Origin of the sequence: Salmonella sp. 32082101201600294FB01SM01 (assembly GCF_017572865.1) — a bacterium.
GTDB classification, from domain to species: Bacteria; Pseudomonadota; Gammaproteobacteria; order Enterobacterales; family Enterobacteriaceae; genus Salmonella; species Salmonella enterica.
In genome coordinates this window covers 24,248-32,845 of sequence record NZ_JAGESB010000009.1, presented here as the reverse complement: position 1 = coordinate 32,845, position 8,598 = coordinate 24,248, and the positions used below count along the sequence as shown (strand labels likewise).

General features: G+C 54.9%; 8 protein-coding genes. 3 read left to right on the top strand and 5 right to left on the bottom strand.

The genetic code is table 11. The features are described from left to right. The first annotated feature begins 447 nt into the window (after positions 1-447). Positions 448-2,037: a bifunctional phosphoribosylaminoimidazolecarboxamide formyltransferase/IMP cyclohydrolase gene (purH, locus tag J4645_RS21725; protein ID WP_001187520.1), complete on the top strand. Its 1,590-nt coding sequence runs from the start codon at positions 448-450 to the stop codon at positions 2,035-2,037. 15 nt (positions 2,038-2,052) lie between these two features. Further along, positions 2,053-3,342: a phosphoribosylamine--glycine ligase gene (gene purD / locus J4645_RS21720; protein ID WP_023136958.1), complete on the top strand. Its 1,290-nt coding sequence runs from the start codon at positions 2,053-2,055 to the stop codon at positions 3,340-3,342. Here purD and zraR read toward each other — a convergent pair. After that, the gene (gene zraR / locus J4645_RS21715; RefSeq protein ID WP_000617940.1) at positions 3,339-4,664 is read right to left on the bottom strand and encodes a sigma-54-dependent response regulator transcription factor ZraR; all 1,326 of its coding nucleotides are present in this window, start codon (positions 4,662-4,664) and stop codon (positions 3,339-3,341) included. The two genes, purD and zraR, sit on opposite strands and share 4 nt — an antisense overlap. 5 nt (positions 4,665-4,669) lie before the next feature. After that, positions 4,670-6,067 (bottom strand): two-component system sensor histidine kinase ZraS, encoded by a 1,398-nt coding sequence (gene zraS, locus J4645_RS21710; RefSeq protein ID WP_023214837.1) that lies wholly within the window; start codon positions 6,065-6,067, stop codon positions 4,670-4,672. A 251-nt stretch (positions 6,068-6,318) separates the two neighbouring features. Between zraS and zraP the strand changes: the two genes are divergently transcribed. Continuing rightward, complete coding sequence (gene zraP, locus J4645_RS21705; RefSeq protein ID WP_000828129.1) at positions 6,319-6,774, top strand: zinc resistance sensor/chaperone ZraP; 456 nt, start codon at positions 6,319-6,321, stop codon at positions 6,772-6,774. Positions 6,775-6,815: 41 nt separating this feature from the next. On the opposite strand, the gene J4645_RS21700 is transcribed toward zraP, so the two are convergent. The 3 genes from J4645_RS21700 to J4645_RS21690 all read right to left on the bottom strand — a co-directional run bounded on the left by J4645_RS21700 (position 6,816) and on the right by J4645_RS21690 (position 8,569). Then, positions 6,816-7,508 (bottom strand): DUF1481 domain-containing protein, encoded by a 693-nt coding sequence (locus J4645_RS21700; protein ID WP_001083932.1) that lies wholly within the window; start codon positions 7,506-7,508, stop codon positions 6,816-6,818. Between the two features lie 11 nt (positions 7,509-7,519). Beyond that, positions 7,520-7,792: a nucleoid-associated protein HU-alpha gene (gene hupA, locus J4645_RS21695; RefSeq protein WP_001044509.1), complete on the bottom strand. Its 273-nt coding sequence runs from the start codon at positions 7,790-7,792 to the stop codon at positions 7,520-7,522. Between the two features lie 186 nt (positions 7,793-7,978). Next, on the bottom strand, positions 7,979-8,569 hold the full coding sequence (locus J4645_RS21690; protein ID WP_000940092.1) for a YjaG family protein: 591 nt from the start codon (positions 8,567-8,569) through the stop codon (positions 7,979-7,981). Between the last annotated feature and the right edge of the window lie 29 nt (positions 8,570-8,598).

Genomic DNA, 8,598 nt, shown 5'->3' with positions numbered 1-8,598 from the left:
TGGCGTATATTACGCTTTCCTCTTTCAGAGTCAACCCTGAATTTCAGGATTTTTCTCTTCAACCGACCGGCTGTTTGTGTGAAGTGATTCACATCCGCCGTGTCGATGGAGGCGCATTATAGGGAGTTCTCTGCTGACCGCAATAGAAAAATTGCAGAAAAATGACTGTTTGCTGCATTCCCCAGCAAAACCCCTGGTTATACCCATTTACGCACAGACTTATCCACAAAATGCGCGTTCATTTCCTGGATCTTCTCACTCTGCAAACGATCTTTCAGGGATAAAAGCGGGGCCAGAATTTAAAAAGAAAAATTCGCGAGCGTTGCGCAAACGTTTTCGTTACAATGTCGCCGCAAAATGAGAATGCCCCATAAGGGGCGTTAGCTGAGTTTTTTACGAAAAATTCAGCTAACGCTCTCTGTAATCGTCAAATCCAGGGGATTTACCATGCAACAACGTCGTCCAGTCCGCCGCGCTCTGCTCAGTGTTTCTGACAAGGCCGGTATCATCGAATTCGCCCAGGCTCTTTCCGCACGCGGTGTGGAACTGCTGTCTACGGGGGGCACCGCCCGCCTGTTAGCAGAAAAAGGCCTGCCGGTGACCGAAGTTTCCGATTACACCGGTTTCCCGGAAATGATGGATGGACGCGTAAAGACCCTGCATCCAAAAGTACACGGCGGCATCCTCGGCCGTCGCGGCCAGGACGATGCCATTATGGAACAGCACCACATCGCCCCTATCGATATGGTTGTCGTTAACCTGTATCCGTTCGCCGAAACCGTTGCACGCGTTGGTTGCTCGCTGGAAGATGCAGTAGAGAACATCGATATCGGCGGCCCGACCATGGTGCGCTCCGCCGCGAAGAACCATAAAGACGTGGCCATCGTGGTGAAGAGCAGCGACTACGACGCCATTATTAAAGAGATGGACGCTAACGAAGGTTCTTTGACCCTCGACACCCGTTTCGATCTCGCGATTAAAGCCTTCGAACACACCGCCGCCTACGACAGCATGATCGCTAACTACTTCGGCAGCATGGTTCCGGCCTACCACGGTGAAAGCAAAGAAGCCGCCGGTCGCTTCCCGCGTACGCTGAACCTGAACTTCATTAAGAAGCAGGATATGCGCTACGGCGAGAACAGCCACCAGCAGGCTGCCTTCTATATAGAAGAGAATGTGAAAGAAGCGTCCGTTGCCACCGCACAACAGGTGCAGGGCAAAGCGCTCTCTTATAACAACATCGCTGATACCGACGCGGCGCTGGAGTGTGTGAAAGAGTTCAACGAGCCAGCCTGCGTAATCGTCAAGCACGCTAACCCGTGCGGCGTGGCGGTAAGTACCTCTATTCTCGACGCTTACGATCGCGCCTATAAAACCGACCCGACCTCCGCGTTCGGCGGCATTATCGCCTTTAACCGTGAGCTGGATGCGGAAACCGCACAGGCCATCATTTCTCGTCAGTTTGTCGAAGTGATCATCGCCCCATCCGCAAGCGAAGAAGCGCTGAAAATCACCGCTGCCAAGCAGAACGTCCGTGTTCTGACCTGCGGCCAATGGGCAAGCCGCGTTCCGGGCCTGGATTTCAAACGCGTTAACGGTGGCCTGCTGGTTCAGGACAGGGATCTGGGTATGGTGAGTGAAGCTGAACTGCGCGTGGTGTCCAAACGCCAGCCGACCGAGCAGGAGCTGCGTGACGCGCTGTTCTGCTGGAAGGTAGCCAAGTTCGTGAAATCCAACGCTATTGTGTATGCCAAAGAGAACATGACCATCGGTATAGGCGCAGGCCAGATGAGCCGCGTGTACTCCGCCAAAATCGCCGGGATTAAAGCCGCTGATGAAGGTCTGGAAGTGAAAGGCTCAGCCATGGCTTCCGACGCGTTCTTCCCGTTCCGCGATGGTATTGATGCCGCTGCCGCTGTCGGCGTGAGCTGCGTTATCCAGCCAGGCGGTTCTATCCGTGATGATGAAGTCATTGCCGCTGCCGATGAACACGGTATTGCGATGATCTTCACCGACATGCGCCACTTCCGCCATTAATTCAGGGAGCAGACGATGAAAGTTTTAGTCATTGGTAACGGCGGTCGCGAACACGCGCTGGCCTGGAAAGCCGCACAGTCGCCGCTGGTTGATACCGTTTTTGTCGCACCGGGTAACGCCGGTACCGCGCTGGAGCCCGCGTTGCAGAACGTGGCTATCGGCGTCACAGATATTCCGGCGCTGTTGAGCTTTGCCCAGAACGAGAAGATTGATCTGACCATCGTCGGCCCGGAAGCGCCGCTGGTGATCGGCGTGGTCGATGCGTTCCGCGCGGCGGGTCTGAAGATCTTTGGCCCAACCGAAGGGGCCGCCCAACTGGAAGGCTCCAAAGCGTTCACCAAAGATTTCCTCGCCCGTCACCAGATCCCGACGGCGGAATACCAGAATTTCACCGAAATTGAGCCTGCCCTGGCGTATCTGCGCGAGAAAGGCGCGCCGATCGTCATCAAAGCTGACGGTCTGGCTGCCGGTAAAGGCGTTATCGTGGCGATGACGCTCGAAGAAGCCGAAGCCGCCGTGCAGGACATGCTGGCAGGTAACGCCTTTGGCGATGCAGGCCACCGCATCGTGATTGAAGAGTTCCTCGACGGCGAAGAAGCGAGCTTTATCGTGATGGTCGACGGCGAGCACGTGCTGCCGATGGCCACCAGCCAGGACCACAAACGCGTGGGAAACGGCGATACCGGCCCGAACACTGGCGGCATGGGGGCTTACTCCCCGGCGCCGGTGGTGACTGATGAAGTGCACCAGCGCACCATGGAACGCATCATCTGGCCAACCGTGAAAGGCATGGCGGCGGAAGGTAACACTTACACCGGCTTCCTGTATGCGGGTCTGATGATCGACAAGCAGGGCAACCCGAAAGTTATCGAGTTCAACTGCCGCTTCGGCGATCCGGAAACCCAGCCGATCATGCTGCGCATGAAATCGGATCTGGTGGATCTTTGCCTGGCCGCCTGCGACGGCAAGCTGGATGAGAAAACCTCCGAGTGGGACGAACGCGCTTCATTAGGCGTGGTGATCGCCGCGGGCGGTTATCCGGGCAGCTACAGCACCGGCGACGAGATCCACGGCCTGCCGCTGGAAGAAGTGGCTGACGGTAAGGTCTTCCATGCTGGAACCAAACTCGCCGATGACGACCGCGTGTTGACCAGCGGCGGTCGCGTACTGTGCGCCACCGCGCTGGGTCACACCGTGGCTGAGGCGCAGAAACGCGCTTACGCCCTGATGACCGACATCCGCTGGGACGGCAGCTTCAGCCGTAACGACATCGGCTGGCGCGCCATCGAGCGTGAGCAAAACTAACGGCTGAGTTTAGCCAGCAGCGTTTTGCGCGTAATGCCCAATTGGCGGGCGGCTTCCGTTTTGTTGCCGCCCGTTTTTTCCAGCGCCGCCAGAATGATCTCTTTTTCCACATCGACCAACGGTTGGATCTCACCACTGTATTCCGTTTTTATCGGCGTCGCGGCAATAGCGAGAGGCAATTCGCGTTCAGAAATGTATTCTCCCGTTAGCAACACCACCGCCCGCTCGATAGCGTTTTCCAGCTCACGGATATTGCCCGGCCAGTCGTAGTGGATCAGCAGATCCATCGCCTGCGGCGTAAACCCCTTCACCGCTTTGCGGTTACGTTCGGCAAAACGCCGCAGAAAATGGTCTGCCAGTAGCGGAATATCTTCCCGACGCTGGCGCAAAGAAGGCATTTCAATCGCCACCACATTCAGGCGGTAATAGAGATCCTGGCGAAAGCGACCGGCACTCACCTCTTCCGCCAGATCGCGGTGGGTAGCGGCAATTAACCGAACATCCACAGATATCGTCTGGTTACTTCCCACGCGTTGCACTTCGCGCTCCTGAATCGCCCGCAGCAAACGTACCTGCATTAACGGCGAGATATCGCCGATTTCATCAAGAAACAATGTCCCGCCGTCAGCTTCGACAAAGCGTCCCTCCCGACGTTTATCCGCGCCGGTAAACGCGCCTTTTTCGTGTCCGAACAGCTCAGACTCCAGCAGCGATTCATTAAGCGCGGCGCAGTTGAGCGTGACCAGCGGTCTATCGCTCCTGGCGCTACAGGCGTGTAGCGCCCGCGCCACCAGCTCTTTACCCGTGCCGGAGTCTCCGTGAATCAATACCGTGGCGTCTGATGGTGCGACCATCGCGATTTCATTCAGTAAATGTTGCATCGCCGGACTGCTGCCAATCATGCCAAACTGCGCAGCCGACGCCGATGGCAATTCAGCGCCCGTTTCCCGCGTATGCGCCAACGCCTTTTCCAGCGTCTCCTGCAGACGGTCAAAATCCAGCGGTTTAATTAAATAGTCGAGCGCGCCGGCTTTCAACGCCTCTACCGCCGTTTCCACGCTGGAGAATGCCGTCATAATCAAAATCGGAATGGCGGGGTTGAGCGCTTTAATCTCCTTCAGCGTGGCGATACCGTCCATCTCCGCCATACGCACATCGCACAGTACCAGATCAAAGACTTTCTCACGCACCTGAGCCAACGCATCATGCCCACTGTAGGCCAGAGCGACGTTATAGCCCCAGCCCCGAAGCAGCGCCTGTAAAATCGTGCAGTGGCTTACATCATCATCCACAACCAGAATATCGATTTTTCCGCGTATCACCCTTGTTAATCCTGTTGTCTCGCTATCACTGGCAACCAGATAGTAAAGACCGCGCCTTTACCCTCAATACTTTTCACCTTAATCGCGCCGCCATGCTGTTCGATGATATTTTGCACCACCGCCAGCCCCAGGCCTGTCCCGTCAGCTTTGGTCGTAAAATAAGGTGTAAAAATCGCCTCCAGCTGATCCGGAGCGATCCCTTTCCCGTTATCGGTAACAGTGATGATAACGCGCTCGGTCCCACTTTCTTTTGCCTCTACGGTAATCGTTCCCTGGCGGCCAATCGCATGAATAGCGTTCAGGTACAAATTCAACAGCACCTGAGTCAGCCTGTCCGGGTCAGCCTGAATACGCTTAAGCGTCTCATTCGCCGTGAATCTCAACTGAATCTCTCTGCTTTGGGCATCCTGACTGACCAGATTCAGGGAGTGAGTAATAATATCATTGAGGTTAACCGTCTGGAGCGCCAGATGCGCGGGCTTTACCAGTTCGAGCAATTCGCTTACCACCCGGTTCAAACGGTCGGCCTCTTTGGCCATCACCTGCGCCAGTTCATGCGACTCGCCGCCGGCAGGCGTGCGCTCGGCAAAGTATTTCGCCAGCCCTTTGATGGACGAGAGCGGGTTACGAATTTCGTGCGCGACGCCCGCCGCCAGATGCCCCATCGCCACCAGCTTTTCTTTACGCTTCATTGCATCAAGCAGTTCTCTGTGCGAGCGCTGATAACGCTGATGCCAAAAAAACGCCAGTAACGTTGCCAACAGCACCGTCGCTAACGCAGACAAAACAATCAGCGTATTACGCCACTCCCTTGCCTGTGTCGCGGCCAGCTCGCTGGCGTCAAAGGCAATAAAAATAGTTTGTTTCGCTGGTTCGTCATCATTGGCGCTACGCGCCATGCCGTGCCCCCTCATACCGTGACCTCTCATACCGAAAAGCGGCTGGAACTGACGGTAAATTTCCAGCGCAGGCACCGTCTCGCCGTTAGCAGCAACGTCGACACGCCGCCAACGCTCCTGCGGCCCGGGGTTTAGTTGATGCATTTCAGATGGGGAATAGAGCGATTTGCCCACCATGCCAGGGTTGCTATGAGTGATGATTACCCCCTGCGCATCCGTTACAGCGAACCACAACACGCCTGGCTGACCCGCCATCTCTTCCAGCAATGTCTGCTGCTGCGCGTGATGCATCCGCATTCCCATACCTACTCGCGTGCCGGACTCCAGAGCGCGAATGAGTACATCTCCCTTTTCCAGCAGCGTCTGCCTGGCGGCAGCGCTCTCACGGCCATAGTCGCGAATGACCATAATGGAAAATAGCCCCACCAGAATGAAGATCGCCGCAGGTAACAGCCGACTCAACCACGTTGCAGCGGCATCTTTATGTAATCGTATAAAACTCACAGGCTTCCCCGGCTCGTTTTTATTTTCCTTATTTAAGCAGAGATCATGCCATTCTTCGCTCCGCATAACCGCGCGTTGTCGCACACCCTTTCGGATACGGGTGGGTAAAAATGACTCGCCAGGCGGGTTATGCGAGTCATTTTTACTCGCTTTTTGCCGCCTGAAGCGGGTTAACTCGCTGCCCGACAAGGAATAGTTACCTGGCACGGAAGATGCAAGAGAGGATAAGATGAGCAACAGGAGAACGCAAAATGAAACGGAACAATAAATCAGCTATCGCGCTAATCGCCCTCTCTCTTTTGGCCCTGAGCTCCGGCGCCGCCTTCGCCGGGCATCACTGGGGCAACAATGACGGTATGTGGCAACAGGGAGGTAGCCCATTAACTACGGAACAGCAGGCGACGGCGCAGAAGATTTATGATGACTACTACACGCAGACCAGCGCGCTGCGCCAGCAACTGATATCCAAACGTTATGAATACAACGCGCTACTGACCGCCAGTTCGCCGGATACTGCGAAAATTAATGCGGTTGCCAAAGAGATGGAGTCATTAGGCCAGAAGTTAGATGAGCAACGCGTGAAACGGGATGTCGCGATGGCGCAGGCTGGCATACCACGCGGCGCAGGAATGGGCTATGGCGGTTGCGGCGGCTATGGCGGCGGTTATCATCGCGGCGGCGGTCATATGGGTATGGGAAACTGGTAAAGCATGTTTGCCGAATGGCGGCTTCGCCATTCGGTATTCCATCAAAAGGTTTTCGCTTGCGGCTGCCAGTGACAGAAATCTGAATTCGCCACCAGCAAAAGTTGCGATCCTTCCGGCGCCTCCAGCCATGCTACGCTCACCTCTACCGATGAGCGGTTCTGGCGGCGCTCAATGTGGCTTATTGCCCAGGAATCCAGATCCGGTTTCAGCGTTTCACCTTCACAGGTGGTTACCGTATGGTCGGCGTGCCAGCGTCCCTGGCGTAGTATGACCCGCCCCAGGCGCAAGGCGTCGCTGGTCTGACGGATTTGTTCGGCGCGATAGCGATACAAGGCAATCTGATCGTTGGAAAGCTGCTGCTTCTGCCCCCCGACTTCACGCTGCATAAAACTGAGTTCGCCATGAGCGTCGAAACGCGCGCGAATATGTTCTGGCGGTTTGCTGTAAATATTGAGTTCAATAAGCGAAAGCGTATCACCCTGCCAACGATATTCGCTGGTCGTCGTGCTGCCGCTATGCCACGGGCTAAAAACAGAAAGCAGATGGACTTCATCGTTCGTATCTTTACGCCAGATACGCACCGCGCCGTGATCGCCGGCAAAGCCGCTGGCAGTAAACGGAGGCGGTGAAGCGTTATGACTGCAGGCAGTCAGCAACAGCGCGCCAGAAAATAGAAACGCGCGACGCCAGACAGACAAAAGGGGCTGACGAGCCCCTTCGATAAAACTGTTCACAGCTACGCGTCTTACTTAACTGCGTCTTTCAGCGCTTTACCAGAAACAAACGCCGGTACGTTAGCGGCGGCGATTTTGATTTCTTTACCGGTCTGTGGGTTACGGCCAGTGCGCTCAGCACGGTGGTTCACTTTGAAGGTACCGAAACCAACCAGTTGTACAGCATCGCCTTCTTTCAGAGACTCAGTAATAGCAGCCAGAGTGGATTCCAGAGCAGCTTTAGCCTGGGTTTTGGACAGTTCTGCTTTGTCTGCAATTACATCAATCAGTTGAGTCTTGTTCATAAGTTATCCTTACAATGTGTTTATCGCTTGCTAAGCATCGAGTGCGACGGAAATGCCAGAAAAGCACTCTCCTGCATACACGCACCGATAGCCACTTTTTTTCGCCTCCCAAATGTAGACCAGACGGGGGGCATAAGGGAAGCCTTATGGCACGACAAATCAGACGTTAAATCACGTTTTCTGGTGTCATTGCTGAAAATTTATACCGATATTGCTCTCACCAGCCTCGCGCAGGTCTGCCCTGAGCCCTTTTATCAGTTCAATATCGCGTTCTTCGCAGTCGGCTAAAAGTCGGAATATTTCCCACTGAATATCCCATTCCTGTTCAACGGCAGGGTTCGTTTTGAGCTCCTCATCGGTCATTTCCCGACCAGCCTGAGTCATTTCCAACATCGCCACCGTAGTAATAGAAGTCTTACTAACCTCAATAGCGTGTTCCAGCGTTTCGCCGCTAAGACGAGAATGCATTAATTCGCTTAATGCGACGCAGGCGTCAATCGCCGGGTAAACGCCGTACAGATCATAGTCGTCAGCTGCCGGAATTGCCTCTTCAAACTTCTCCAGTTGGCTATCGAAATTGACCTTTGCATCTTTCACCGTCAGGGTTTCCCAGATCAGATCCAGAATGCGACGGTAGATCTGTCCGTCGCCGAATTCCGTCTGCTTGCAAAACATGGCGTAGTTCGGGTACATGCGCTCGCACAAGCAGGCCATAAAAGTAACGTGCTGCCAGCTTTCCAGCCGCTCCAGACGCAAATGAATCGGGTTTTGTAACATGATGGAATCTCGAATCGGAAATTAGCGGC

Bases quoted from the DNA above. Each gene is read 5' to 3' on its own strand.
- purD (WP_023136958.1), top strand. From the start codon at position 2,053: ATGAAAGTTTTAGTCATTGGTAACGGCGGTCGCGAACACGCGCTGGCC.
- purH (WP_001187520.1), top strand. From the start codon at position 448: ATGCAACAACGTCGTCCAGTCCGCCGCGCTCTGCTCAGTGTTTCTGAC.
- J4645_RS21690 (WP_000940092.1), bottom strand. From the start codon at position 8,569: ATGTTACAAAACCCGATTCATTTGCGTCTGGAGCGGCTGGAAAGCTGG.
- hupA (WP_001044509.1), bottom strand. From the start codon at position 7,792: ATGAACAAGACTCAACTGATTGATGTAATTGCAGACAAAGCAGAACTG.
- zraP (WP_000828129.1), top strand. From the start codon at position 6,319: ATGAAACGGAACAATAAATCAGCTATCGCGCTAATCGCCCTCTCTCTT.